This window comes from Kitasatospora cineracea (genome assembly GCF_003751605.1).
Classification (GTDB): domain Bacteria; phylum Actinomycetota; class Actinomycetes; order Streptomycetales; family Streptomycetaceae; genus Kitasatospora; species Kitasatospora cineracea.
This window is the reverse complement of sequence record NZ_RJVJ01000001.1, coordinates 1,091,804-1,116,520: the sequence shown is the minus strand read 5'-3', so window position 1 is coordinate 1,116,520 and position 24,717 is coordinate 1,091,804. Positions and strand designations below refer to the sequence as shown.

Genomic DNA, 24,717 nt, shown 5'->3' with positions numbered 1-24,717 from the left:
ACCATGACCACCGCCCCCGCCCGCACCGCGCAGGACGACTACACCACCGTCCGCACCGCCATCGGCGCCTACCGGATCACCGCCCCGCTGGTCCGGGTCTCCGGCGGCGACCGCTACGAGTTCCTCGACCTGTTCCTGGCCAAGTCCAGCGAGTACGTCGAGCCGGACAGCGTCCGCGAGGCCCTGGCGCTGAACACCGACGGCACCCCGTTCGCCGTCCTGCTGCACTTCGAGATCGGCGACGACTCCTGGCTGCTGCCCCGCACCCCCGTCACCGCCGAGCAGCTCACCGCCTACCTGGAGGCCGTCGACGCCCCCGCCGACGCCACCGTCGAGGTCGCCCCCGAGGGCTGGGGCGCCAGCGCCTTCGAGGGCCCGCACGCCTGGGCCGCCGCCGCCAAGTTCGTCGAGTTCGACATCTCCGGCCTGACCCTGCACGGCGTCACCGAGTCCGCCGTCCCCGGCGAGCCCGCCGCGCTGGCCCACCTCGCCCGGGTCGGCACCACCGGCGAGTACGGCTACCTGCTGCTCTCCAACGCCCCCGAGGCCGCCCACGCCGCGGTCCTCGACGCGGTCACCGCCGAGGACGGCGCCGAGGTCGGCGAGCAGGGCCTCGCCCGGGTCCAGGCCGAGGCCGGGATGTCCGTCTACGCGGCCGGCTTCGGCGGGCTGCCGGTGCACGAGGCCGACCTGGCCTGGATGGTCGACTGGAACCGGATCGGCGAGTTCCAGGGCTCCGAGGAACTGGTCAAGCCCACCTCCGAGACCGCCAAGACCACCGCCCTGGCCGCCCCGGCCGGCGCCGTCGTCCCGGCCGGCACCCCGGTCACCGCGGGCGGGCAGCAGGTCGGCACCGTCGTCTGGCAGGCCCCCTCCGCCAACGCCGAGGAGGAACTGGTCGTCGCCCTGCTGGACGCCCCGTTCTGGGTCCCCGGCCTGGAGCTCGCCGCCGGCGACGCCGCCGTGACCCCGCTGCGCACCGTCACCCAGCCCCGCGTCATCGCCCGCTCCCTCACCACCCGGATCCACTGATGACCGACACCACCACCGAACGCATCGCCCTCACCGGGCTCGGCCTGATCACCGGCGCCGGAGACGACGTCGAGAAGAGCTGGGCCGCCATCTCCCAGGGCGTCTCCGGCATCAAGACCAACACCCTGTTCGACACCACCGAGCTGCTCACCGACTGGGCCGGCATGGTCACCGCCGAGCAGCCCGCCGACCTCGACCGCTGCTACGCGCTGGCCGCCACCGCGATCCGCGAGGCCCTGCGCACCTCCGGCCTCGACCTGGACACCGTGGACCGCGACCGGGTCGCCGTGGTGGTCGGCTCCAGCCTCGGCGCGATGCCGACCCTGGAGAACGTCCACCGCGGCCTGGTCAAGAACGGCGAGCTGGACGCCCCGGCCGCCGCCGCCTCCCAACTCCCGTGCGTCGGCGACTACATCGCCGCCGAGTTCGACCTGCGCGGCCCGCGGATCGTGCTCTCCAACGCCTGCGCGGCCAGCGCCGTGGCCCTCGGCTACGCCGCCGAACTGCTCTGGAAGGGCGAGGTCGACCACGTCATCTGCGGCGGCGTCGACCCGCTGGCCGAACTCTCCGCGTACGGCTTCTCCGCCCTCGGCGCGCTCGACCCCGAGCCGTGCGCGCCGATGTCCGCCTCCACCGGGCTCACCCTCGGCGAGGGCGCGGGCTTCATGGTCCTGGAGTCGGTCGAACGGGCCGCCGCCCGCGGCGCCGCCCCGCTCGCCGAACTCGGCGGCTACGGCCTCTCCTGCGACGGCTACCACCAGACCGCCCCCGACCCGAGCGGCAAGGGCGCGGCCGCCGCGATGGCCCAGGCCCTCAGGACCGCCGGCCTGGAGCCGCAGGACGTCGACTACGTCAACCTGCACGGCACCGGCACCCCCGCCAACGACGTGTCCGAGCCCAAGGCCGTGAAGCTGCTGTTCGGCACCGAACTGCCGCCCGCCAGCTCCACCAAGTCGATGCTCGGCCACACCCTGGGCGCGGCCGGCGCGGTCGAGGCGATCGTCTCCACCATGGCCATCGACCGGGGCGTCATCCCGCCGACCGTCAACACCCGCGGCACCGCCTCCCCGTTCGGCCTGGACATCGTCCCCGACAACGGGCGGCCCGCGCCGCTCGAGGTGGTCGCCTCCAACTCCTTCGCGTTCGGCGGCAACAACGCCACCATCGTCCTCAACAAGCCCGGCCGGCCCGCCCGTTCGGCCCGGCACACCCAGCCCGTGCACCACGTCGTGGTCACCGGCGTGGCCGGCCTGGCCGGCTCGGCCGGCTCCACCGCCGAACTGACCGCCGCCCTCGCCGAGGGCCGGATCGGCTTCGACACCCTCGAAGAGGTCGCCGGGATCGGCGAGCGCCCGATCGGCCGGATCGACGTCAAGGCCGTCACCAAGCGGCTCAACCCCAGCAAGGCCCGCCGGATGGACCCGCTCGGCGTGCTCGCCGCCGGCGCCGTCGGCGACCTGTACGACCGCCACGGCAAGCCCTCCCGGGCCGAGGCCGAGGGCACCGGCATCGTCTTCGCCACCGGCTACGGCCCCGTCACCTCCGTCCTCAACTTCCACCAGGGCGTGCTGGAACAGGGCATCACCGGCGCCAACCCGGCGATGTTCGCCAACACCGTCGTCAACGCCGCCGCCGGCCACGTCGCGATGCTGCACCGCTACCGCGGCTACACCGCCACCATCGCCAACGGCGGCACCTCCTCGGTCCTCGCCCTGCAGCTCGCCGCCCGGGTCATCGCCCGCGGCATGGCCGACCGGATCATGGTCGTGGTCGCCGACGAGTTCCCCGCCCAGGCCCTCGCCACCCAGGCCCGGCTGCCCGGCTACGCGAAGACCCCGCACGTCGTCCCCGGCGGCGGCACCGGCACCGTCCTCTCCGAGGGCGCCGCCGCGATCCTGCTCGAGTCCGAAGCCTCCGCCGCCGCCCGCGGCGCGAACGTCCTGGCGGACGTCCGCGGCTTCGGGGCCTCCGGCGAGGCGGCCGGCATCGGCCGGATCGGCCGCGACGGCGAAGCCTGGGCCCGCGCCCTGCGCGCCGCCCTCGCCGAAGCCGACAGCACCCCCGAGCAGATCGACACCGTGGTCTCCGCCGCCTCCGGCTACCGCCTGGTCGACCTCGCCCAGCGCCGCGCCCTCACCCTGGCCGGCCTCGCCGAACGCCCCACCCGCACCCCCAAGGCCCAGCTCGGCGAGACCTACGGCTCCGCCGGCGCCCTCGGCCTGGTCGCCGCCCTCGCGGGCGACGCCCCCGCCGGACGCCTCCTGCTCTCCAGCTTCGCCTACGGCGGCTCCTACGCCGCCGCAGTGTTCGACGCGAGGGCCTGATGACCCCCCGACGGACACCCCCGCCCCCCACCTCCGCCCTCACCGCCGGCCGGTCCCTCCGCCTCGGCCCGGCCCTCCACGCCGCCGCCCGCCACCCGGCGGACCCGCAGCCGGACGGCCGACCCGCCCGGGCCGGACGGCCGCCGACGGACGGGGCGGCCGGTGGCGACCCGGCGGGGGCCCGGCCGGAGCAGCAGTCCGCTCCGGCGGGACGGTCGTCGGCGAGCAGCCCGGCGGTGGCTCGGCCGGGCGGTCGACTCGCCTCGGGCGAGGGCCCGTCGGTGGTCGGCCGGGCCGGTGGAAGCCCGGCGGCTGCTCGGCCGGAGCGGCAGTCGGCCCCGGCGGGCGAAGCCGCCTCCCGGGCCCCGGCGGGGGTCCGGCGGGACGGTCGACCCACGCCTTCAGGACCGTCGTCGACGGTCGGGACGACCAGGTCTGCCGGCGGCGGTCCGGTCGTTCGGCCAGGGGCGCGGCCCGCCCCGGCGGCGCAACCCGCCGCCGCCGACGGCCCGTCGGCCGCTCCGGCGCCCGCGGCCCCGTCCCCGGCGGGAGGGCCGTCGGCGGGGGACGGCTCGGTCGCCGGGGGTCCCGGGGCCGGTGGCGTCGGCCGCCGACTGGCCGGGGCCTGTCTCACCGCGCGCCGGGCCACCGCCCGGCTGGTGGGCGGGGGGCGGCCGGTTCCGGCCCTCCTCGCGGCCCCCGGCTCCATCACCACCCGCACCGCCCCCGTTCCCGCGGCGGCCCGGCCGGCGGCCGATGCCGGGTGGGCCCCGGTCGCTCCGGCCGCCGTGGCGGAGCGGACCCCGGCGGGGGTGCAGGAGGCGGTCGTGGACTGCCTGGTCACCCACCACCCGCGGCTGCCCCGGGACCGGATGGGCCACCGGCTGAACGACGCCGGCCGGTGGCTGATCACCGAGGCGGTGGCCGACCTGCACGGGGTCCGGCTGTCGCCCCGCGAGCTGGCCCGGGACGAGCACCGGCGGTGGAGCGTACCGGAGTTGGGCCTGACCGCCTCGGTCGCGCACTGCGCCGCGTACTCGACGGTGGCGCTGGTGTCCGGGCAGCCCGTCGGGGTGGACCTGCAGGACCACCGGGACCGGCCGTTCGCCATGCAGTGGCTGGGCGCGCTGCTCGGCCGGCCGGACGGCGAGCCCGCCACCATGCGGGACTTCGCCGAGTGCGAGGCGCTGATCAAGGCGTCGCACATCCGCAAGGAGACCTTCGCCGGGGTCCGGCTGCCGGACTGGCGGCCGGGCTGGCGCCCCACCAACGTCGGCTACCTGGTCCGCTCCGCCGACCTCGGCGACGGCCTGCAACTGGCCCTGGCCACCGACGCCCCCGCCCGGGTCCGCTGGTGGTGGCAGCCGGACCCCGCCGCCCAGCCCGTCCGCACCGCCACCCCGACCCTGGAGCCCGCCGCATGACCGCCACCGCCACTGCCACCGCCGCCGCGCCGGGGAGGTCCTACGCCCGGCGGATCTCCCAGATCGAGCGCGGCTACCTGAACGCGAACGCCACCGGCACCCCGCAGCTGATCCAGATGGTGATCGAGGGCACCGGCCGGCTGGACGCGGCCGAACTCGCCGACGCGGTACGGGAGTCCACCGCCGCCAACCCCGGGCTCGCGGTGCGCCGCAAGGGCCCGAACTGGCGGGCCGACGACGCCGCCCTCCCGCCGGTCACCGTGCTGCCCGCCGACGCCGGGTTCACGCACCCGTTCTTCCACCGCGACCTGGACGTGGTGGCCGGCCCGGTCTGCGAACTCGGCCTGTCCGAGGGGCCGGTGACCCGGCTGGTGGTGCGGGCCAGCCACATCGTCACGGACGGCCGCGGGCTGCGGCACTGGATCGAGGACCTGTTCCGGGCGCTGCGCGGCGAACAGCCGGTCGGCGCCGACTCCACCGTCGACGACACGCACTTCCGGGCCGCCGCCGCCCCCGTCCCGGCGGCGCCCGTCCCGGCCCGGGTGGCCGGCTTCCCGGCGATCCTCGGGCAGGGCGAGGCCGACGGCACCGCGCTGTGGCTGCGCCGCTCGGTCGCCGCGACCCCGTCCGCGGTGACCGCCCGGGTTGGCGCAGCCGTCTCCCGGCTGCTGGCCACCGACACCGGGCGGCTGATCATCCCGGTGGACCTGCGCCGGCACGACCGCGAGGTGCGCTCCACCGCCAACCTGACCTCCCAGCTGGTGCTCGACCTGCACCGCGAGGACCGCTGGAACCGGCTGCACAGCCAGCTGCTCGCCGCCATGCTCCGCAAGCGCGAAGTCGCGTCCCTGGAAAGGGACTTCCTGCGCAACAACCCGTTCGCCAACTCGCTGCGCGAGGCCCAGGAGCTGGACGGCAGCCGCTTCCCGTGCACCGCGATCCTCACCGACCACGGCCGGATCGACACCGAGCTGTACCGCACCGCGCACTTCCGCCCCACCGAGTACTACACCCTGCCGATGCTCGTCCCGTACGCCGAGATGTTTCTGAGCACCTGTCAGATCGACGACCGCACCGAGCTCACCCTGTCCTGCCGCAACCGCCCGGACGCCCGCCCGGCCGCCGAAGCCGTGCTGGACGAGGTCGAGCGCGCCCTGCTCGCGGTCGACTGACCCGGCCCATCCTCCTCTCCCCGCTGATGAAGGACCCGCGAAGATGCCCACCACACCCGCCCGCACCACGGTGAACGCGGCCAAGGGCAAGGCCCGCCGCAAGCCGGCCCCGGCCCGCAAGCCCGCCACCGCCGCCGCCGCCGCCAAGCCCACCGCCACCAAGACCGCGGCCAAGCCCGCCGCCGCGGCCAAGCCCAAAGCCCAGAGCGTCAAGTCCACTTCTCCGCAACCGACTTCGAAGTCGGTCGCGCAGCCCGATCCGAAGGCCCCCGTCGCGGTCGAGGACGCCCCCGCCGCCGTCGCGGTCGAGGAGCAGCCCGCAGCGGCCCCGGCCCCGGACTCCGCCTCCGCCCCCGGGCAGTCGGCGCCCCCCGCCGAGGCGCCGTCGAAGGCCGCGCTGCTCACCATGGTGATCGCCATGGCCGGCGGTTTCATCGCGCTGCTGGACACCACCATCGTCAACGTCTCGATGCAGGAGACCACGGCCCGGTTCGGCGGCATCAACCAGGTGCAGTGGGTGGTGACGGCCTACCTGCTGGCGCTGGCGGCCGTGATGCCGGCGACCGGCTGGCTGGCCACCCGGTTCGGGACGAAGCGGGTGTTCGCCGCCGCGGTGACGCTGTTCGCGCTGGGTTCGCTGGGCTGCGCGGCCGCGCAGTCGCTGGATCAGCTGATCGCGGCGCGCGGCATCTCGGGCGCGGCGGCCGGTGTGCTGACGCCGGTGTCGACGATCCTGCTGACCCGCGGGGTGCCGCGCGAGCACCTGGGCCGGGTGCAGGCGCTGAACGGTTCGGTGATGCTGATCGGCCCGCTGCTGGGCCCGACCATCGGCGGTCTGCTGGTGGGCTGGGGCGGCTGGTCGGCGGTGTACGTGGTGAACATCCCGTTCTGCGCGGTGCTGCTGGCGGCCGCGCTGCGCTGGGTGCGCAAGGACGCGCCGCCGGCCGGCAGCGCCCGGCCGCTGGACGTGCTGGGCCTGGTGTCCTCGGCGACGGCGACGGTCTCCACGGTGCTGGCGATCCACGAGTACGCCGAGCACGGGGCGCGGGCGGTCGCGGCGCTGCTGGTGCCGGTGGGCCTGGCGGTGCTGGGCGCGGTGGTCTTCGTGGTGCGCGAACTGCGGGCGAAGGCGCCGCTGCTGGACCTGCGGCTGTTCAAGATCCCGGTGTACGCGACCGCGGTGGTGAACATCTTCTGCCTGGGCTTCGTGCTGTACTCGCCGATGATGCTGATCCCGCTGTACTTCGAGTCGGCGCGCGGCGAGTCGGCGGTGAACACCGGTCTGCTGATGTCGGTCGGCGGCCTGGGCGTGGTGACGGCGGCCTGGCTGTCCCGGGTGCTGCTGCGGAAGATCGGCGGCGGGGCGACGGTGCTGATCGGCATCGGCCTGACCATGCTGGCGACGGTGCCGATGACCGGCCTGACCGGCACCACCGCGTACCCGCTGATCTGCGCCAGCCTGGTGGTGCGCGGCCTGGGCACCGGCCTGACCATCGTGCCGACGATGACCCGGGCGTTCCAGTCGATCCGGCAGGAGTCCATCCCGGACGCCTCCTCGCAGCTCAACCTGACCCAGCGGATCGGCGGCGCGCTGGCCATCGCGGTGGTCACGGTGGTGCTGACCGACTCGGCGAAGGCGCACCGCGGCATGGTGCCGGCGGCGTTCGCGCACTCCTTCGGCTGGCTGCTGGGGGTCTACGGGGTAACCCTGCTGCCCGCGCTGGCGCTGCTCCTGGCGGACCGCCGGGAGAAGCGCCAGCAGCAGGCGGCGAACTGACGGTACGTCAGCACGGCGCCCGCGGTCAGCGCGTGGCGGGGAGCCAGCCGTCCTGGACGGCGTGCACCCCGGCCTCGAAGCGGCTGCGGGCGTCGAGCCGTTCCATCAGGTTGGCGGCGAACCGGCGGGCGGTGCGCGGGGAGACGCCCAGCCGCTTGGCGATCGCCTCGTCGGTGTGGCCCTGGGCGAGCATCTTGAGGACGGCGAGCTCCTGCGGGGGCATCTCGTCGGCGTCGCACTTGGGGAGGTCGCCGACCGGGATCGCGCTGTCCCAGACGCCCTGGAACAGGGCGTACAGCGCGGCCACCGTGCCGGCGCCGCGCAGCACCACGGCGCCGGCCCGGGCGTCCTCGGTGTCGATCGGCAGCACGGCCTGCTGCCGGTCGAAGATGATCATTCGGATGGGGAGTTCGGGGACCGTCCGGACCTGGCCGCCGTGCAGGTTCAGCCAGGTCACGTGGTCCAGGGTGGGCCGGTGGTTGCGGACGCTGTCCAGGTAGACGGTGCGCATCTGCACCCCGCGCTCCAGCAGGGCGGCGTTCGGCTGCCGGCTGGCCCGCAGGTCCTCCTCGGAGTGCGCGCCGCCGGGGGCGAAGGTGGCCACCTCCTGGCGGACCGAGCCGGCCAGTTCGGCCAGCCGCTCGCGGATCGCCTCCGGTCCGCTGAGCTGCTCGGAGGCGGCGTCGGTCGCGGTCGGCCGCAGCGCCGAGCACTCCGCGATCAGCTGCGCGGCGGCGGCCCGGGAGGCTTCCACCCGCAGTTGCTGGGCGGCGAGTTCGGCCTGCTGGCGGGCCAGCAGCACCTCCATCGCGGTCTCCGGGCCGACCGCCCGGAACCCGATGCCCTCCCGGGCGGACGGCTGCACCAGGGCCAGTTCGCTCAACCGGTCGAGCCCGTGGCGGACTCTCTCCTCGGTGAGGCCCAGTGACCGGGCCAGTGCGGCGACCCCGGACTGCGGCTCGGCCAGCATCCGGCGGTAGATGGATTCGGCTTCGGTGTCGAGTCCCAGTGCGTCCAGCATGAATCGATCCCCGTTTCGATCAGCGCCAGTAACGTTTGCTCGGACTCAGAGCTTACTGATGCGGAGCAACCACGCACTGACCGTCATGTTCCGGAAAGATGACCGGACAACGGACGGGAGTTCACCGACCGTACACCTCCTGACGGACGGTCAGACCGCGGCGGACAGCAGCAGCTGCCCGACCAGCTCGGTGACCTCGGGAAGCGGCTCCGCCGGGGGCTCGGGGAGCGCCGACGCACAGTCACGGAGCAGGCTGTGGAAGGAGAAGAGCGCGGACGGATCCTGCCGCAGCAGGTTGTGTTCGAGCAGGACGTCCAGGAAACCTTCGGCCTCGTCCGGGCTCAGGCCGGTCAGCGCCGCCGCCCGCTGGAGGTCGAAGCTGCCCGCGGCCTGCCGGCTCATCAGCCGGGAGAAGCGCTGCTGCGCCCGGTCCAGGTACTGGTAGGAGGCGCGCAGCAGCACCATCAGGTCCCGGTCCGCGGTGCGCAGGCAGCGGGCCCGCCGGGCCGGGTCGGCCAGCCGAGCGACCAGGTCGGCGACGGTCCAGGCCGGGCGGTCGCGCAGCCGGGTCGCGGCGATCCGCACCGCCAGCGGCAGGTGCCCGCAGAGCGCGACGGCCTCGGCGGCCCGGGCGGGCTCCCGGGCCACCCTGGTCCGGCCGGCCACCCGGGCCAGCAGCTCGACCGCGTCGGACGGCGGCAGCACGTCCAGCGGCAGCGCCACCGCCCCGTCCAGGGCGCTGAGCTTGCGCCGACCGGTCACCAGCACCAGGGTCTCCCCGGCGCCCGGCAGCAGCGGGCGGACCTGGGCGCTGTCCGCGGCGTCGTCCAGCACCAGCAGGCAGCGCCGGCCGGCCAGTCGGGCCCGCCACAGCGCGCTGCGCTCCTCCAGCGAGGCCGGGACCTCCTCGGGCCGCAGGCCGTCGGCGCGCAGCAGCGCGGCCAGCGCCTGGATCGGCGGCACTGGGGGCCGGGACTCGTCGAAGCCGTCCAGCGCGGCGAAGAACTGGCCGTCCGGGAACTGCCCGGTCAGCTGGTGGGCGATTCGCACCGCCAGGGTGGTCTTGCCGACGCCGCCCATCCCGTCGACCGCCAGCATCAGCGGGGCGCCCGGGGCCCGTCGGCCGACCGCCTCCAGCAGCAGGGCGGACTCGGCGGTCCGGCCGGTGAAGTCGGCCAGGTCGTGCGGCAGGCAGTTGGGCCGGTCCGGCGGTTCCTGCACCCGGGCGGGGCGCGGCGCGGGCGGCTCGGACGGGGCGGCGGCGGCGCCGTGCACGCCTGGCCCGTCGGCCAGGATCTCGGCGTGCAGGGCGCGCAATCCTGGGCTGGGCTCCAGGCCCAGTTCGTTGGCCAGGAAGCGCCGTCCCTCGTCGTAGACGGCCAGCGCGTCGGCCTGCCGGCCGCTGCGGCACAGGGCGGTCATCAGGCTGCGGCGCAGCGAGTCGCGCAGCGGGTACTCGGCCAGCAGCGCGGTCAACTCGCCCACCAGGGAGGAGGTTTCACCGACCTTCAGGCGCAGTGCCATCAGGTCCTCGACGGCGGCGATCCGCTGCTCGTTCAGCTTCACCGCGGCGCTGGTCACCGCCGGGCAGTGGATGCCCGCGAAGGCCTCGCCGCGCCACAGGTCGACGGCGGACTGCAGCAGCCGGATCGCCTCGGCGAACCGTCCGTCCCGTTCGGCGGTCCGGGCCTCCCGGACCTTGCGGGCGAACCGGTTGGCGTCCACCGCGTCCTCGGGGGCGGCCAGCCGGTAGCCGACGTCGGCCGTCACCAGCCGGTGCTCGCCCGCGGCGAGCACCCGTCTCAGGTCCCGGATGGCGTTGTGCACCTGGGGGCGGGCCGAGGTCGGCGGGTCCTCCCAGAGCTCGTCCACCAGGAAGTCCATCGGCACCACCCGGCCGACGTTCAGCAGCAGCAGCGCCAGGAGTCTCTGCTGCCGCATGCCCCGGACGTCCACGGGGACACCGCTCTCGCGGGCCTCCAGGGCGCCCAGCACCAGGAATTCCATCGTCCTTCACCCCCGTGAACGCGATTCGGTCTGTGGTCGTGCGCTGCCGTGCCCGGCCGGCTCAGCCGCCCCAGGTGACGTCGCCCTGCGGGGAGACGCCCGGGTGCGGGGTGGCGGTCGGGGTCGGGTCGACCTGGACGGTCCCGGCGCCGTCCGCGACGTTTCCGGAGAATTCCACGGCGCCGGCCGAAACGGTCAGGGCGGCGACGGCGACGATCACGGAAGCGGCGAACTTGGAGACACGGGTGACCAGCACGGAATTCTCCTCGGAAATTGGTGGGCTTTCCCGGGATTCCCTCCCGGGGCTCCTGGCCGGGGCTCTCGCTCCCGCCGACATCTCTACTGTGCGCCTCCCGGGAGCGGGAGGGAACAGGGGTCGGCTGGACGGAACATGCACTGACCTAAGCCGTCCACGCCGACCTCAGTCGAAGTCCCACCAGGGGCCCGGGACCAGGGCCGCGCCCACCGACAGCACGGCGGAGCCGGCCAGGTCCGGCTCCAGGTCGACGGCCCGCACCAGCAGGCCGGCGGCCCGCTCCTCGGCCTCGGCCAGTCCGGGGGCCAGGCTGAACACCCCCACGGTGACCTCGCCGGACTCCTCCCCGTGGACGCTGACGTGCTCCAGCGCGTCCGCCTCCCGGGCGTGGGCGTGGATCATCTCGGCCAGGCCGGGGGGCACTCCGCCGCCGGCCGGCATGCGCAACCTCGCGTGAACCAGATACATGCTTCCATCTTCGGTCCCGCCTCTAAGTACCCGAACGACTTCCGGCTGGTCGCTTTATGCCGTGGCATAAAGCGTCCGCTCGAGCGATTCTCGAGCGGACGGGATGTGCGGTACGAGTGGGACCGGAGGGAAAAGGGCGGACGGGGGTCAGACGGCCGCGGCGAGGTGGTCGGGCATTTCGCCGCCGCTGTCCAGGAAATGCGTCAGCGGCAGGGTGGCCGCGCCGAGCGTCACCGCGTCCGGGCCGAGGTCGGAGAGGGTGATGGTGGTGCGGGAGCGGGGGTAGGAGAGGGCGTAGCGGGTGGCGGCCTCGCCGATCGCGGGCAGCAGCCGGGGGCCGAGCAGCAGGCCGGCCCAGCCGCCGATGACGATCCGCTCGGGGTTGAACAGGTTGACCAGGTCGGCGATGGACGCGCCGAGCAACTCCGCGGCCTCGTCCAGCAGTTCGACGGCGGAGGGCTGCCCGTCCTCGGCGGCCCGCAGCAGGGCCGCCAGGCCGGCCTTCTCGCTGGTGCCGGGCACGGTGCCGTCCCAGCGCTCGACCAGCGCCTCGGCGCCGACGTACGCCTCCAGGCAGCCGCGCGAGCCGCACCGGCAGCGGCGGCCGCCGACGTGCACCTTGGTGTGGCCCCACTCGCCGGCCGAGCTGGTGGCGCCGCGGAAGCGGACGCCGTCGGCGATCACGCAGGCGCCGACGCCGGAGCCGAACAGGGCGACCACGGCGTGCCGGCTGCCGCGGCCGGCGCCGAACCACATCTCGGCCTGGCCGAGGGTCTTGGCGCCGTTGTCGACGTACAGCGGCAGCGGGGTGTGCTCGCGCAGCATCCGGCCGAACGGGACGGCGTCCCAGCCGAAGGTCTGGCCGTGCACGACGATGCCGGCGCCGGGGTCGGGGCCGGTGCCCTGCTCGACGATGCCGGGGACCCCTATGCCGATGCCGAGCACGTTCTCGGCGGGGACGCCTGCGGCGGCGAGGACCTGGTCGACGCCGCCGGCGATCATCCGGACGACCCGCTCGGGGTCGTGCGCGGCGAGCAGCGGCTGGTCGGCGGAGGCGAGTTCGGTGAGCGCGAGGTCGAACAGGGTGACCCGGACCTGGGTCTCGCCGATGTCGATGCCGACCAGGTGGGCCTGGCCGGGGGTGACCCGGAGCAGGATGCGCGGGCGGCCGCCGTCGGACTCGACCGACCCGCACTCCTCGATCAGGCCGTCGGTGAGCAGTTCGCCCGTCACGTTGCTGACCGATCCGGCGCTCAGTCCGGTCGCGGTGCCCAGCTCCTGGCGGCTCAGCGGACCGTGGAAGTACAGGTGTCGCAGTAGCGTGGAACGGCTGCTCCGGCGCAGGTCGCGAACGGTCTGCTTGCCTCGCGGTGTCATCGGTGTCCCTTCTTCGTTGCAGAATCTACGCCGTCGCGCCTCTTGACGTCTACTTTTCTCAGACGTTAAATCTCGGCGTGAAGTAAGCAGTTCTGACTGCTTCTTCATCCCCACGAGACGACAGCCCGAGAGGGGCTCCTCCCATGCGCACCCACCGGATCTCCGCCGCCCTCGCCCTGACCGCCGCGATCGTCCTGACCGCCTCCGCCTGCGGCGGCGGCGACAGCGGCGGCGGCAGCAACTCCAGCCCGAAGACCCTCACCTACTGGGCCTCCAACCAGGGCAGCAGCCTGGAGAACGACAAGCAGGTGCTGGAGCCCGAGCTCAAGAAGTTCGAGCAGCAGACCGGCATCAAGGTCAACCTCGAGGTCATCCCCTGGTCCGACCTGCTGAACAGAATCCTGGCCGCCACCGCGTCCGGCCAGGGCCCGGACGTGCTGAACATCGGCAACACCTGGTCCGCCTCCCTCCAGGCCACCGGCGCGCTGCTCCCGTTCGACCAGGCCACCTTCGACAAGATCGGCGGCAAGGACCGCTTCCTGGAGTCGGCCATCGCCTCGGCCGGCGCCAAGGGCAAGGACCCGGCGGCCGTCCCGCTGTACTCGATGGCCTACGGCCTGTACTACAACAAGAAGCTGTTCCAGGCGGCCGGGATCGCCAACCCGCCCGCCACCTGGGAGGAGCTGGTCCAGGACGGCAAGAAGCTGACCTCGGGCGACAAGTACGGCATCGCGATCGAGGGCGGCAACGTCTCGGAGAACGTGCACAACGTCTTCACCCTCGGCATGCAGCACGGCACCGGCTTCTTCGACGCCTCGGGCAAGCCGACCTTCGACAGCCCGGAGGCCGTCGCCGCGGTCAAGCAGTACGTCGACTTCATCGCCAACGACAAGATCGCCGCCCCCGGCAACGCCGAGTACGCCGCCAACCAGTCGGTGACCGACTTCGCCACCGGCAAGGCCGCGATGCTGATGTGGCAGTCCGCAGGCGCCAACCTCAAGTCGCACGGCATGAACCCCGACGACTACGGCGTCGTCCCCGTCCCGGCCCCGGCCGGTGCCACCGGTGACAAGGCCACCACCTCGATGGTGGCCGGCATCAACATGGCGGTCTTCAAGAACACCAAGAACCTCGACGGCGCCCTGAACTTCGTGAAGTTCATGACCAGCGACGAGGAGCAGAAGACCCTCAACGGCACCTACGGCTCGCTGCCGTCGGTCAAGGCCGCGCAGTCCGACGCCGCGTTCTCCACCCCGGAGCTGCAGACCCTCGCGGGCGTCCTGCAGAAGAGCGCCGCGCCGCTCCCGCAGGTCCCCACCGAGAGCCAGTTCGAGACCCTGATCGGCACCGCCGTGAAGAACCTGCTGGCGTCCGCCGCCGCGGGCAAGCCGGTCACCGAGGCCACGGTCAAGGACGAGCTGTCCAAGGCCCAGCAGCAGATGCCGGCGAGCTGACGAACGTGTCCGAGAAAGTGATCGACCGCCAGACCGTCGGCAAGGAGGCCGCCCCGAAGGGGGCGGCCCCCGCCCGCCGGCGCCTCCGCGACAAGTTCGGGCGCAGCGCCCTGCCCTACCTGCTGCTGCTCCCGGCCCTGCTGGCCGAACTGCTGATCCACCTGGTGCCGATGGTCACCGGCATCGTGATGGCGTTCAAGCAGCTCACCCAGTTCTTCATCCGCGACTGGGGCTCGGCCCCCTGGTCCGGTTTCGACAACTTCAAGGTGGCGCTGGAGTTCGACGCCCCGGTCGGCAAGGCGCTGCTGCACTCGTTCTGGGTGACCTGCGGCTTCACCGTCCTGTCGGTGGGCCTGTCCTGGCTGATCGGCGTCACCGCCTCGATCTTCACCCAGGACGCCTTCCGCGGCCGCGGACTGCTGCGCGCGGCGTTCATGCTCCCGTACGCGCTGCCGGTGTTCGCGGCCGTGATCACCTGGTCGTTCATGTTCCAGCGGGACACCGGCCTGATCAACCACGTGCTGCACGACCAACTGCACCTGACCAGCGACAAGCCGTTCTGGCTGATCGGCGACAACAGCTTCTGGGCGCTGCTGACCGTCTCGGTCTGGAAGTCCTGGCCGTTCGCCTTCCTCACCCTCACCGCGGGCCTGCAGAACATCCCGCGCGAGCTCTACGAGGCCGCCGCGCTCGACGGCGCCGGCGTCTGGCAGCAGATCCGCCGGATCACCCTGCCCTCGCTGCGCCCGGTCAACCTGGTGCTGGTGCTGGTCCTCTTCCTGTGGACCTTCAACGACTTCAACACGCCGTTCGTGCTGTTCGGCAAGTCCGCCCCGCAGGCCGCCGACCTGATCTCGATCCACATCTACCAGTCCTCCTTCATCACCTGGAACTTCGGCCAGGGCTCCGCGATGTCGGTGCTGCTGCTGCTCTTCCTGCTGCTGGTGACCGCGGTCTACCTGTTCGCCACCAACCGCCGCCGGGGGGAAGCAGAATGATCAACCCGCCCGCCTCCTTCCGCTGGCTGCGCCGCGTCGTGCTGCTGGTGCTGGCCGTCTTCACGCTGACCCCGGTCGCGGTGATGCTGAGCTCCTCGCTCAAGCCGCTGCGCGACGTCCAGGGCCCGTGGCGCTGGATCCCCAGCGAGCTGACCTTCCGGCCGTACATCGACATCTGGAAGACCGTCCCGCTCGCGAAGTACTTCACCAACTCGCTGATCGTCGCCGGCTCGGCCACCGCGCTGTCCGTGCTGATCGCGCTGCTGGCCGGCTACGCGGTGAGCCGCTACCGCTTCCGCGGCAAGAAGATCTTCACGATCACCGTGCTGTCCACCCAGATGTTCCCCGGCATCCTGTTCCTGCTGCCGCTGTTCCTGATCTTCGTCAACATCGGCAACTCCACCGGCATCGCGCTCTACGGCAGCCGCGGCGGCCTGATCCTCACCTACCTGACCTTCTCGCTGCCGTTCTCGATCTGGATGCTGGCCGGGTACCTCGACTCCATCCCGCGCGACCTCGACGAGGCCGCCGCGGTCGACGGCTGCGGCCCGATCCGCACCCTGGTGCAGATCATCGTCCCCGCCGCCCTGCCCGGCATCATCGCGGTCGCCGTGTACGCCTTCATGACCGCCTGGGGCGAGGTGCTGTTCGCCTCCGTCATGACCAACGACCAGACCCGCACGCTGGCCGTCGGGCTCCAGGGGTACGCCACCCAGACCGACGTCTACTGGAACCAGGTGATGGCCGCCTCGCTGGTCGTCAGCCTCCCCGTGGTCGCCGGATTCCTGCTGCTGCAGCGCTACCTGGTGGCCGGTCTGACCGCCGGTGCCGTCAAGTGACGCACCGCTGACGCGCCGCCAGGCCGCCCGCCCCCTCACCCCCGAAAGGACCACCCCGTGAACCACCTCGACGCGCTGCCGGCCAACTTCCGCTGGGGCGCCGCCACCGCCGCCTACCAGATCGAGGGCGCCGCGAGCACCGACGGCCGCGCGCCGTCGATCTGGGACACCTTCTCGCACACCCCCGGCAAGGTCGACAACGGCGACACCGGCGACACGGCCTGCGACCACTACCACCGCTGGCCGCAGGACCTCGACCTGGCCGCCTCGCTCGGCCTGGACGCCTACCGCTTCTCCATCGCCTGGCCCCGGGTCGTCCCGCTCGCCGACGGCCGGGTCAACGCGGCCGGCCTCGACTTCTACGACCGCCTGGTCGACGGCATGCTGGAGCGCGGCCTCACCCCGTTCCCCACCCTCTACCACTGGGACCTCCCGCAGGCCCAGCAGGACCGCGGCGGCTGGCCCGAGCGCGCCACCGCCGAGCGCTTCGCCGAGTACGCGGCCGTCGTCGCCGAACGCCTCGGCGACCGGGTCCGCGACTGGTGCACCCTCAACGAGCCGCTCTGCTCCTCCTGGATCGGCCACCTGGAGGGCAAGATGGCCCCCGGCCTGACCGACCTCACCGCCGCCGTCCGCACCTCCTACCACCTGCACCTCGGCCACGGCCTCGCCGTCCAGGCGCTGCGCGCCGCCGTCCCCGGCGCCCGGATCGGCATCGTCAACAACCTCTCCACCATCGAGCCCGCCTCGCAGTCCGACGCCGACGTCGCCGCCGCCCTGCGCGCCGACGGCCACATCAACCGCTGGTGGCTCGACCCGGTCCTCGGCCGCGGCTACCCGCAGGACATGCTCGACCTCTACGGCGTCGAACTCCCCGTCCGGGACGGCGACATGGAGATCATCTCGGCCCCGCTCGACTGGGTCGGCCTCAACTACTACTTCCGCCAGATCGTCGCCGACGACCCCACCGGGGCCGTCCCGAACTTCCGCCAGGTCCCCGGCCCCAACCCCGAGCGCACCGCCATGGACTGGGAGGTGCACGCCCCCGGCATCGAGGAGCTGCTGCTGCGCCTCACCGAGGACTACGGCGTCCGCGAGATCTACGTGACCGAGAACGGCTCCGCCTACCGCGACACCGTCACCGCCGACGGCCGCGTCGACGACCCCGAGCGCACCGCCTACCTCGAGTCCCACCTCGCCGCCTGCGCCCGCGCCGTCGCCAAGGGCGCCCCGCTGGCCGGCTACTTCGCCTGGTCCCTGCTCGACAACTTCGAGTGGGCGTACGGCTACGACAAGCGCTTCGGCCTCGTCCACGTCGACTACGCCACCCAGACCCGCACCCTCAAGACCAGCGGCGAACGCTACGCCCAGCTCATCGCCGCCCACCGCGCCCGCGCCTGACCCCGGGCCACCGCACAGGGCAGGGCCCCGGGAGCACCCGCTCACTCCCGGGCCCTGCCCTCTGCCGTCCGGCTGCATGGGTAGATCGCATCTACGTAGATCGGATCTACCTGATCAGGGTGCAGGGATGTTCCCTCGCCCGTCGGGCGCAGGACGGAGTTCGCCCGCCTCGCCGACGAGGCCCTGAACGCTGGCAAGGCCGTCTGGCGCCGCTGGACGGAGTTCGACGGCGTCCGCCTCCGCACCCGCCCCCAGGCCGTTCCCCCGGCCCCGCGCCGGGCCGAGCAGCCGTACGCCTCCGGCTCCGCCCTGGTCGTCGAGCACGACGAAGCCCGGCTCCACTTCGACGACGGCATCTACCGGCTCACCACGCGCCGCCGCCTGCGCAACACCGGAGGCGAGCCGATCACCCGCTACCTGATCCGGATCTCCGTCGACCGCTACCCCGGCGAGCCCGAGCGCTCCAACGCCCACTATCGCGAAAACCCGCTCACCTGGGGCGAGTTGGCGCTCACCGCCGAGTGCCGGGGCGAGCCGATGCGCTGGCAGGCCAAGCACGACCGCGACGCCTTCAAGGAGGTGTGGCTGATGTTCGAGAACGAGGACGGCCGCTTCCCCCTCTATCCGGGTGACGCGACGTGGATCGAGTACGCCTACAGCGTCACCGAGGACAAGTGGGGCCACTGGTTCCAGCGCGCGGTCCGCCTGCCCACCGAGCACCTGCTGGTCCGTCTCGACTTTCCGGCCGGCCTCGACCCGGTGGTCTGGGGCACGGAGACCTCGATGACCGCCGAGTCAGTGCCCCTGCGGACCGCTCCCGAACGCCGGGACAGCACCGGCCGGAGAATCTACGAATGGTCGACGGACGATCCGGCCCTGCACGCCCGCTTCCGCCTCGAATGGCGGTTCCGTAACCCCCACCAGCGGTAACCCATCAAGGAGTACAGGTGATCGAGGTGCGGCCCAGCCAGCACATGCAGAACCTCGGTGTCGTCCAGCAGGGTGCCGACATCCTCCACCGGCCGTCCGTTCCGTTCGACTTGCCCGCCGAGCACGACGCCGTCCGATCCGCAGTCGACCGGCTCTTCGCCGCCGTCGAGCACATCGGCCGCGTCCACTCCTTCGCCAAGGGCATGGGCCTCGCCGCCCCCCAGATCGGCATCGATCGAGCAGCGGCCCTCGTCCTCCCGCCCGCTCCGGACGCTGCCCCGATCGTCCTCCTCAACCCCCGCGTCACCGCCGCCTCCGCAGAGACGGACGAGCAGTACGAGGGCTGCCTCAGCTTCTTCGACGTCCGCGGCCTGGTCCCCCGCCCCCTGTGGATCGAAGTCACCACTACCGGCCCCGACGGCACCGAGACCGCGACGGTCTACGAACGGGGCTTGGCCCGAATCATCGCCCACGAGATCGACCACCTCGACGGCCTGCTCTACACCGACCGCATGCAGCCCGGAACCCATTCCATCCCCATCGAGGAGTACCGGGGTAGCGGTTCTTCCTGGAACTACTGAGAATCGCGGACTCCGTCATCGAGTTGAGCCGGAGGGACGTGGTGGATCGCCGGGGATTCGTGGCCGCTTCCAGCGCGTACGCGCTCGCGGCGCTCGGGCTGTCCGACCCGGACAGCCTGCTGCGGCGCGTCCACCGCAAGGCCGGCGGGAAGGTCCAGGTCGGCCGAGGCGAAGTCGCGGCCGACCGCTATCTCCACGACGACGTCTCCACCTGGTCGTTCAGGCCATCGACCTGGGCCACCGGGCCACCGCGGTGCGCGTTGCGGAGGAATGCGTCAGCCAGGCCAAGCACGTGGACGACCCCCGAGTCCTCGCGTACCACCAGGCCACCTTGGCCAACGCGGCTGCCCTGGACGGCGACCGCCGCACGGCCACCGCCTCCCTCGCCGCCTCGCAGGCGTCCATCGAGCGCGTCGCCGGCACCCCGGGCGACTCCTGGGCTTCGCACTACAGCACCGGCCGGTGGGCCCACGAGGCTGGGATGATCCTCGTTCAGCTCGGCGATTTCCCCAGTGCGCAGGAGCACCTGCACCACGCGCTCGCCTCCTGGTGCGACTTCCTCGACTGTGCGGACGGCATCAGGTCGGTCAAAATCCGGGACGCCGTCCACGACATGAGGGCACGGCTCCACCGGTTGCGGGGAACGGCCCGTGCGGAGGAAATCAACGAACGAGCGGCCGCATTCGAATAATTCACTCCCGCCCGTTCATCGGACTATTTCGGCGGGAGGGGAATGGGCTGCAATCCTATTTTCTGACTGCTGGTCAATTGCTTTGCGGGCGAGGTGAAATGGGTGATCCCTCGGATGTAGCATCCGAGGGATCAATCAACCATGACCGGTCCGGGCCAGATTTTCTTGGCGGAAAATCCCGGAGCGGTCTGAGCCCCCCAAGGCGTATGGCGGGAGGCGTATTCGGAGTCTAGCCGATCGACTCCGTACGCCTGGGCCATTGGCCGGAAAGGCGTACACGCATGTGCTCCGTCACCACCACCGTCACCACCCCGCCCCGCCGCGACACGGCCGTGTCCGTCCGGCTGGCCTGGCGCAACGGCCTGCGGAACCGGTGGGTCAAGCAGATCCCCCGGGCCTCCCGGGGGCAGTCGCAATGGCGCTCCCTCTCCGGTGACTTCACCGGGTTCCTGCTGTACCTCGGCGACATGGCCGACGAGGACGGCACCAACCTGCGCACGCCGCCCTCCCGGGACACCGTCGCCGCGTTCGTGCGCTGCTCGAAGGAGACGGTCCAGCGGTACTACGAAGCCGCCGAGGCCGCGGGATTGGTCTTCTTGCGGCGTGACCAGGGCGGCCGGATCGCGGGCTACCGGCTGCTGATGCCCTTCGGTGACCTGCCGGACTGGCGGGGGTGCCTCGACGCGCTGCGTTCGGACGCCCGGCGGGTCAAGCAGCAGGAGAAGCGCGAGCACGAGCGGGTGCAGGGGTGGGCACGGGGGCGGGTGCGCACCTGCTCGTCCTCACGTGCGGACGAGTGCGGACAGGTTCACTCGTCCGCACCTGCGGACGAGTTGACGCCGCCGGAGGACACCGACTCGTCCGCACGTGACGACGTCACTGGTCCGCACGTGACGAGCGGCTCGTCCGCACGTGCGGACACGACACGTCTTACACGTCTGGACACGGGGATGGCTGAGGTGGTTGGGGCAGTGACCACTCCGCGCGCGCGAGCCCCGTACGACGGCCGACCACCGACCCGCCCGGAGCACCCGCCCCGGCCCCGGCATCCGGTCGTCATTCCGCGTCCGCGCGCAGCGGTCGAGCAGCACCCGGCCACGAAGCGGTTCACCTCCGACGGACACCCGGTGGTCCGGCCGGGAACCTCCGAGTGGAACGAGCTCCGTGCGAACCTGCGGGCTGCCAATCCCCGCCGCTCCGAGCTGCTGGTGCCGTTCCGAACGTCCCGACCCGTCGCCCCCGGTGCGCCCCCGTGGGCCTGAGGAGCGCACCGCGCCCTGGTCGGTGGCGGGAGGGTCCGCGTTCGCGTCCGAGGTGTGCAAAAATCGCACACATGGAGACGATCGGGAACTGGAGCGAGATCGGCGAGCGAGTTGCGGAAGCACGGCGAGCCGCAGGGATGAGCCAGGGAGAGCTTGCCGTACGACTCGGTCTGGACCGGACCATGCTGGTGCGCATCGAGTCCGGCGAGCGCAAGATTTCTGCCGTGGAGCTGTTTCGCCTGGCGGAGGCGCTGGGCGTTCCTGCTGCGCACTTCGTCACCCGCCCGCCGGCCCCGTTGGTCTCGCGCCGACACAGCCTGGATGAGGACGCGGATGGTGCGTCCCGCACCAGATTTCGTTTCGATGCCCTTCTCGAAGCACATGCGCGGGATGCGCAGTGGCTGATCGGAGAGGGTTTCCTCGTCCCTCCTCCGGCTCTCACCAGGCCGGATGGCCTGGTCGATCCAGGAGCGCTCGCCCAGGCAGCACGCGCAACGATCGGCAGACCCGGCGGGCCCCTGGGCGGTGTCGCACGTGTTGCAGAGCAGTTCGGGTTGTACCTCCTCAGCGTTGACGCGGAGGGAGAGGGGGCCTCCCTGCTTCTCGACGGCTTCGGGGTGGCTGTCGTGGGCGGCAGGGCGGCCCCGGGCCGACGTCGTTGGACTGCGGCGCACGAGCTCGGACACCACCTGCTTCAGGACGAGTACCACTCGGATCTTTCGGTGGCGGCCGGCCGGGACGAACGGGAAGAACTCATCGACCGGTTCGCAGAGGAACTGCTGATCCGGGACGCGGACCTCCGGGAGGAGTGGCGGAACCGAGGACAGGATGTCGGACCGCGGACCTTCCTCATCGAGATCGCGGCCCGGTACCGGGTCTCGTGGGGAGCCGTCGTGCACAAGGCCGCCAGGCTCGGGCTGGTTTCGAGCGCACAGGCACGCCAGTTGCGGGCCGACACCCCGACCCGCGGCGATCTTCTCTCCGTGCACGGGGCGGAGCCGGTTGAAGACCTGACCGTCGGCACCACCGGGCCCCAGTGGCGCAAGGCCGTCCTCGACGCCTGGGCCGGTGGTGACGTGACCGGTCCGCGCGCGGTGGAACTGTTGCACGGAGCGATCACCGTCGATGACCTGCCGTTGCGCAGGCTGGAGGAACCCGCCCCGTGACGACTGCCACGCCCGGTGCGTCCATCCTGGTCTGGGACACCTCGCCCCTGTTTCACGCGATCAGGGCCGACCGCATCGACCCTTGGCCGACTTCGCTCGGGAACGGCAGGGGACCCTCTGCCGTAACGTGACGACGGCAACCGTTGTTGATGAGCTCGTCTACGCGAACCTGGATCTTTCGGGTCTCGGCTGGCTGGAAAAGGTCCACGTGGACGGCCTCGACGAACTCGGTGCGTTGGTCCGCTGGATGGAAGTGGTCTCCGGTGAACGCTCGAACCACGGCGAAGCGACCGTCCTCGCCTGGGCCGAGGTGCACGGGGCGACGGCGGTGATCGACGATGCGGATGCCCGCCGGGCTGCCCAGAAACACGGGATGCCGGTCCAGGGTTCGCTTCGGGTCCTCGCCGATGCTCTGCGGGAAGGCCGGATCACCGAGTACGCAGCGAACGCCTTCGCCGACGCGATGGTCGACACCGGGGCACGCTACCCGTTCGGGTCCGGTGGGTTCCTGCCATGGGTGCGTCGGATGAAACTGCTCTGACCGCCGAGTGGAGCGGGCAGGGCCCCGGGAGCGGTGGGTGCTCCCGGGGCCCTGCGGTGCTTCGGTGCTTCGGTGCCGGCGGGGTGTCAGCGGCCCTGGAGGGACTTGACGTTGTCGCCGAAGGTCCAGCCCTTCGAGCCGTCCCAGTTGAGGGACCAGGTCATCAGGCCCTTCAGCTGGCCGCTGTAGGAGCCGTAGGCCTGGGAGACCAGGCTGGGGGCCATGTAGCCGCCGCCCGCGCCGGGCTGGGCGGGGAGGCCGGGGACCTGCTTGTCGTAGGGGACCTTGATGGTGGTGCCCTGGATGGTCAGGCCGTTGTTGAGGCAGGTGGTCTGGGCGGTGAAGCCCTGGACGGTGCCGGCCGAGTAGGAGTCGCCGGAGCAGCCGTACATGGAGCCGTTGTAGTACTGCATGTTCAGCCACCAGAGCCGGCCGTTGTCGACGTACTTCTTGATGATCGGCAGGTACGAGCCCCAGATGGAGCCGTAGGTGACGCTGCCGCCGGTGACGTACGCGGTCTCGGGGGCCATGGTGAGGCCGAAGCCGGCCGGCATCTGGGCGAGGACGCCGTCGATGATCCGGATCAGGTTGGACTGCGAGGCGGACAGCGTGCCGATGCTGCCGCTGCCGGACAGGCCGGTCTCGATGTCGATGTCGATGCCGTCGAAGTTGTACTTCTTCAGGATCGGCACGATGGTCGCCACGAACTTGTCGGCGACGGCGGAGGAGCTGAGGTCGATGCCCGCGGCGGCGCCGCCGATCGACATCAGGATGGTCGCGCCGTTGGCCTTGGCCTGGCACATCTCGGCGGGGGTGGCCACCTTGACGCCGGTGTCCATGCCGTCCTGCCAGAGCACGGTGCCGTCGGAGAGGATCACCGGGAAGGCGGTGTTGAGGACGTTGTAGCCGTGCTGGGCGATCCGGCTGTCGGTGATCGGGGTCCAGCCGAGGCCCGGGTGCACGCCGTTGGAGGCGCCGTCCCAGTTCTCCCAGTAGCCCTGGAGCACCTTGCCGGCCGGCCGGGGCTTGGTCGCGCAGGTGGCGTCACCGGGCGGGTTGCTGGTGGGCGGCTGCGAGGTCGGCGGCTGCGAGGTCGGGGGCTGCGAGGTGGGCGGCTGGGACGTCGGCGGCTGGGACGTCGGGGGCTGCGAGGTGGGCGCGCTGCTGGAGGGCGACGGGCTGCCGCTGCCGCCGGGGCCGCTGAGCACCAGGTCGTCGGCGTAGAACGCGGGCTGGCCGTACCAGCCGTGCACGAAGACGGTCACCGAGGTGGTGGAGGCGCCGGTGGAGAAGGTGGTGCTGAGCTGGCCGTAGGAGGCGTTGCCCGGGGCCCAGGTGGAGGCGTTCACGCCGGTGCCGGTGGCGCCGAGGTAGACGTAGCTGCCCTGGACGAAGCCGCTCAGGGTGTACTGCGAGTTGGGCTGCACGCTGACGGTCTGCGAGCACTGCGCGGTGTCCTGGCCGCTGGGGGTGGCCCGGAGCGCGGCGGTGCCGCCGTGCACGGGGCTGCTGACGATCGCGCTGCCGCCGGTGCAGGTCCAGTTGGCGAGCCCGCTCTCGAAGCCGGGGTTGGCGATCAGGTTGGCGACGTCGGCGGACGCGGTGACCGAGCCGGCCACGGCGAGGCCGGCACCGATCACGGCGGCGGCGCTGACGCCGGCCAGCGTGCGCTTCGCGGCGCTCGGGCCGGACCGGGCGTGGCTGGCCCGGGGCGCCTGGGCGGCGCGCTCCACGGGCGTGTACGACCTTCGACGGAACATCGTGATCCCTTCCCGCCGAACACCTGGTCATGACCATGACCAGCGCTGTGGGGGCGCGATGCCCGGCTGTGGGTGAGGTGGGGACATGTGGGGGGTTGTGCCCAGCCGGATCGTAGGAGCGGGGGCAAGGGGCGTCAATAGGTCTGGACCAATAGCGAGGGTCTGGACCACTCCCGGGAAGGGTCGCCGATCGCCGCCCGGGGCGGGGGAGTTGCCGGCCGGCCCGCCGCGAGCGC

Annotated in this window: 21 protein-coding genes; 15 read left to right on the top strand and 6 right to left on the bottom strand. The window is 72.5% G+C overall.

Going from position 1 to position 24,717, the window contains the following annotated elements; translation table 11 throughout:
• Window positions 1-3 precede the first annotated feature (3 nt).
• From EDD39_RS41905 to EDD39_RS04905, 5 genes are all read left to right on the top strand, one after another.
• Window positions 4-1,032, top strand: a complete 1,029-nt coding sequence (locus tag EDD39_RS41905) for an aminomethyltransferase family protein (RefSeq protein WP_123553611.1) — start codon at window positions 4-6, stop codon at window positions 1,030-1,032.
• Window positions 1,032-3,356, top strand: coding sequence for a beta-ketoacyl-[acyl-carrier-protein] synthase family protein (locus EDD39_RS04915; RefSeq protein WP_123553609.1), 2,325 nt, complete (start codon window positions 1,032-1,034; stop codon window positions 3,354-3,356). The genes EDD39_RS41905 and EDD39_RS04915 overlap by 1 nt, the downstream gene beginning before the upstream one ends.
• An 827-nt stretch (window positions 3,357-4,183) precedes the next feature.
• Window positions 4,184-4,780, top strand: coding sequence for a 4'-phosphopantetheinyl transferase family protein (locus EDD39_RS04910; protein WP_208765452.1), 597 nt, complete (start codon window positions 4,184-4,186; stop codon window positions 4,778-4,780).
• Complete coding sequence (locus EDD39_RS39290; protein WP_123817734.1) at window positions 4,777-5,952, top strand: hypothetical protein; 1,176 nt, start codon at window positions 4,777-4,779, stop codon at window positions 5,950-5,952. Before EDD39_RS04910 ends, EDD39_RS39290 begins: the two co-directional genes overlap by 4 nt.
• Window positions 5,953-5,995: 43 nt before the next feature.
• Window positions 5,996-7,729 carry a DHA2 family efflux MFS transporter permease subunit gene (locus EDD39_RS04905; protein WP_123553606.1) on the top strand — a complete coding sequence of 578 codons (1,734 nt, stop codon included), beginning with the start codon at window positions 5,996-5,998 and terminating at the stop codon, window positions 7,727-7,729.
• A gap of 25 nt (window positions 7,730-7,754) precedes the next feature.
• On the opposite strand, the gene EDD39_RS04900 is transcribed toward EDD39_RS04905, so the two are convergent.
• The 5 genes from EDD39_RS04900 to EDD39_RS04880 form a co-directional block, all read right to left on the bottom strand.
• Window positions 7,755-8,750 carry a helix-turn-helix domain-containing protein gene (locus EDD39_RS04900; protein WP_123553604.1) on the bottom strand — a complete coding sequence of 332 codons (996 nt, stop codon included), beginning with the start codon at window positions 8,748-8,750 and terminating at the stop codon, window positions 7,755-7,757.
• Window positions 8,751-8,900: 150 nt separating this feature from the next.
• Window positions 8,901-10,757 carry an AfsR/SARP family transcriptional regulator gene (locus EDD39_RS04895; protein WP_123553602.1) on the bottom strand — a complete coding sequence of 619 codons (1,857 nt, stop codon included), beginning with the start codon at window positions 10,755-10,757 and terminating at the stop codon, window positions 8,901-8,903.
• 61 nt (window positions 10,758-10,818) lie between these two features.
• Window positions 10,819-11,013, bottom strand: coding sequence for a hypothetical protein (locus EDD39_RS04890; RefSeq protein WP_123553600.1), 195 nt, complete (start codon window positions 11,011-11,013; stop codon window positions 10,819-10,821).
• Between the two features lie 165 nt (window positions 11,014-11,178).
• Entirely contained in the window at window positions 11,179-11,481 is a 303-nt protein-coding gene (locus tag EDD39_RS04885; protein WP_123817730.1) for a hypothetical protein, read from the bottom strand.
• A 147-nt stretch (window positions 11,482-11,628) separates the two neighbouring features.
• The gene (locus EDD39_RS04880) at window positions 11,629-12,858 is read right to left on the bottom strand and encodes an ROK family transcriptional regulator (RefSeq protein ID WP_123553596.1); all 1,230 of its coding nucleotides are present in this window, start codon (window positions 12,856-12,858) and stop codon (window positions 11,629-11,631) included.
• A 143-nt stretch (window positions 12,859-13,001) separates the two neighbouring features.
• Here EDD39_RS04880 and EDD39_RS04875 point away from each other — a divergent pair, with 143 nt between their 5' ends.
• From EDD39_RS04875 to EDD39_RS04830, 10 genes are all read left to right on the top strand, one after another.
• Window positions 13,002-14,312, top strand: coding sequence for an ABC transporter substrate-binding protein (locus EDD39_RS04875; RefSeq protein ID WP_123553594.1), 1,311 nt, complete (start codon window positions 13,002-13,004; stop codon window positions 14,310-14,312).
• A 5-nt stretch (window positions 14,313-14,317) separates the two neighbouring features.
• Window positions 14,318-15,310 (top strand): carbohydrate ABC transporter permease, encoded by a 993-nt coding sequence (locus tag EDD39_RS04870; RefSeq protein WP_425269643.1) that lies wholly within the window; start codon window positions 14,318-14,320, stop codon window positions 15,308-15,310.
• On the top strand, window positions 15,307-16,149 hold the full coding sequence (locus tag EDD39_RS04865; protein ID WP_123553590.1) for a carbohydrate ABC transporter permease: 843 nt from the start codon (window positions 15,307-15,309) through the stop codon (window positions 16,147-16,149). The genes EDD39_RS04870 and EDD39_RS04865 overlap by 4 nt, the downstream gene beginning before the upstream one ends.
• Before the next feature lie 57 nt (window positions 16,150-16,206).
• Window positions 16,207-17,550, top strand: a complete 1,344-nt coding sequence (locus tag EDD39_RS04860) for a GH1 family beta-glucosidase (RefSeq protein ID WP_123553588.1) — start codon at window positions 16,207-16,209, stop codon at window positions 17,548-17,550.
• 504 nt (window positions 17,551-18,054) lie between these two features.
• Entirely contained in the window at window positions 18,055-18,480 is a 426-nt protein-coding gene (locus tag EDD39_RS40220) for a hypothetical protein (protein WP_208765451.1), read from the top strand.
• Window positions 18,481-18,497: 17 nt separating this feature from the next.
• Window positions 18,498-19,061 (top strand): peptide deformylase, encoded by a 564-nt coding sequence (locus EDD39_RS04850; protein WP_123553586.1) that lies wholly within the window; start codon window positions 18,498-18,500, stop codon window positions 19,059-19,061.
• Between the two features lie 292 nt (window positions 19,062-19,353).
• Window positions 19,354-19,752: a hypothetical protein gene (locus tag EDD39_RS40610; RefSeq protein WP_244256606.1), complete on the top strand. Its 399-nt coding sequence runs from the start codon at window positions 19,354-19,356 to the stop codon at window positions 19,750-19,752.
• Between the two features lie 281 nt (window positions 19,753-20,033).
• Window positions 20,034-21,014: a helix-turn-helix domain-containing protein gene (locus EDD39_RS04840; protein WP_123553584.1), complete on the top strand. Its 981-nt coding sequence runs from the start codon at window positions 20,034-20,036 to the stop codon at window positions 21,012-21,014.
• 71 nt (window positions 21,015-21,085) lie between these two features.
• Window positions 21,086-22,180: a helix-turn-helix domain-containing protein gene (locus EDD39_RS04835; RefSeq protein WP_123553582.1), complete on the top strand. Its 1,095-nt coding sequence runs from the start codon at window positions 21,086-21,088 to the stop codon at window positions 22,178-22,180.
• 127 nt (window positions 22,181-22,307) lie between these two features.
• Window positions 22,308-22,721 carry a PIN domain-containing protein gene (locus EDD39_RS04830; RefSeq protein ID WP_123553580.1) on the top strand — a complete coding sequence of 138 codons (414 nt, stop codon included), beginning with the start codon at window positions 22,308-22,310 and terminating at the stop codon, window positions 22,719-22,721.
• Window positions 22,722-22,807: 86 nt separating this feature from the next.
• Here the strand turns inward: EDD39_RS04830 and EDD39_RS42645 are convergent, their stop codons facing one another.
• Window positions 22,808-24,481, bottom strand: coding sequence for a carbohydrate binding domain-containing protein (locus tag EDD39_RS42645; RefSeq protein ID WP_244256605.1), 1,674 nt, complete (start codon window positions 24,479-24,481; stop codon window positions 22,808-22,810).
• Window positions 24,482-24,717 lie beyond the last annotated feature (236 nt).

What these genes read in the sequence shown, in the direction of transcription:
- EDD39_RS41905 (WP_123553611.1), top strand. Translation starts at nt 4, where the DNA reads ATGACCACCGCCCCCGCCCGCACCGCGCAGGACGACTACACCACCGTC.
- EDD39_RS04915 (WP_123553609.1), top strand. Translation starts at nt 1,032, where the DNA reads ATGACCGACACCACCACCGAACGCATCGCCCTCACCGGGCTCGGCCTG.
- EDD39_RS39290 (WP_123817734.1), top strand. Translation starts at nt 4,777, where the DNA reads ATGACCGCCACCGCCACTGCCACCGCCGCCGCGCCGGGGAGGTCCTAC.
- EDD39_RS04905 (WP_123553606.1), top strand. Translation starts at nt 5,996, where the DNA reads ATGCCCACCACACCCGCCCGCACCACGGTGAACGCGGCCAAGGGCAAG.
- EDD39_RS04900 (WP_123553604.1), bottom strand. Translation starts at nt 8,750, where the DNA reads ATGCTGGACGCACTGGGACTCGACACCGAAGCCGAATCCATCTACCGC.
- EDD39_RS04895 (WP_123553602.1), bottom strand. Translation starts at nt 10,757, where the DNA reads ATGGAATTCCTGGTGCTGGGCGCCCTGGAGGCCCGCGAGAGCGGTGTC.
- EDD39_RS04885 (WP_123817730.1), bottom strand. Translation starts at nt 11,481, where the DNA reads ATGTATCTGGTTCACGCGAGGTTGCGCATGCCGGCCGGCGGCGGAGTG.
- EDD39_RS04880 (WP_123553596.1), bottom strand. Translation starts at nt 12,858, where the DNA reads ATGACACCGCGAGGCAAGCAGACCGTTCGCGACCTGCGCCGGAGCAGC.
- EDD39_RS04875 (WP_123553594.1), top strand. Translation starts at nt 13,002, where the DNA reads ATGCGCACCCACCGGATCTCCGCCGCCCTCGCCCTGACCGCCGCGATC.
- EDD39_RS04865 (WP_123553590.1), top strand. Translation starts at nt 15,307, where the DNA reads ATGATCAACCCGCCCGCCTCCTTCCGCTGGCTGCGCCGCGTCGTGCTG.
- EDD39_RS04840 (WP_123553584.1), top strand. Translation starts at nt 20,034, where the DNA reads ATGTGCTCCGTCACCACCACCGTCACCACCCCGCCCCGCCGCGACACG.
- EDD39_RS04835 (WP_123553582.1), top strand. Translation starts at nt 21,086, where the DNA reads ATGGAGACGATCGGGAACTGGAGCGAGATCGGCGAGCGAGTTGCGGAA.
- EDD39_RS42645 (WP_244256605.1), bottom strand. Translation starts at nt 24,481, where the DNA reads ATGTTCCGTCGAAGGTCGTACACGCCCGTGGAGCGCGCCGCCCAGGCG.